Source organism: Microbacterium sp. K41 (genome assembly GCF_004794395.1).
Taxonomy (GTDB): Bacteria; Actinomycetota; Actinomycetes; order Actinomycetales; family Microbacteriaceae; genus Microbacterium; species Microbacterium sufflavum.
In genome coordinates, this window is record NZ_SSDO01000281.1 from 1 (window position 1) to 470 (window position 470).

Here is a 470-nt window from a genome sequence, read left to right on the forward strand (position 1 = left end):
CGCCGGGCACCCGGGTCTCCGCGGCGACCTCGGCCGTGGGCACCCCGTCGCGCAGGCGCAGCGCCACGACCGCGCCGTCGGCGGAGTGCACCGCCAGCAGGTGCCGGCCGGTGAGCACGAGATGTTCCGGCCGGGAGCCGCCGCCGGGCACCTCGGACACGCGCACCAGGCGGTCGCCGTCGATCCGGGCGGTCAGGATCGTGTCGGCGCCGCGGTTCGCGACGTGCACCAGGCCGCGCACGGGATCGTGCACCACCGTGCTGGGCGCGTTCGACCCGCCGGAGCCGTGCGCGGTCGCAGGCAGCACGTCGAGCACGCGGCGCTCGGTGACCGAGGCCAGCACGAGCGTCGAGCCCAGCTCGCCCGAGAGCGCGACCCGTCCGCCGCCGAGGTCGGCCACGTGCCGGGGTCCCGTGCCCGCGGGGAGCTCCAGCGGCGCCCGCTCGGCGAGGGTCGTCGGGTCGAGGATG

General features: G+C 78.3%; 1 protein-coding gene. It reads right to left on the reverse strand.

What is annotated here, in order from left to right; all coding sequences use genetic code 11:
* On the reverse strand, positions 1-470 hold a 470-nt coding region (locus tag DW309_RS07990), incomplete at both ends, for a beta-propeller fold lactonase family protein (protein WP_168387225.1).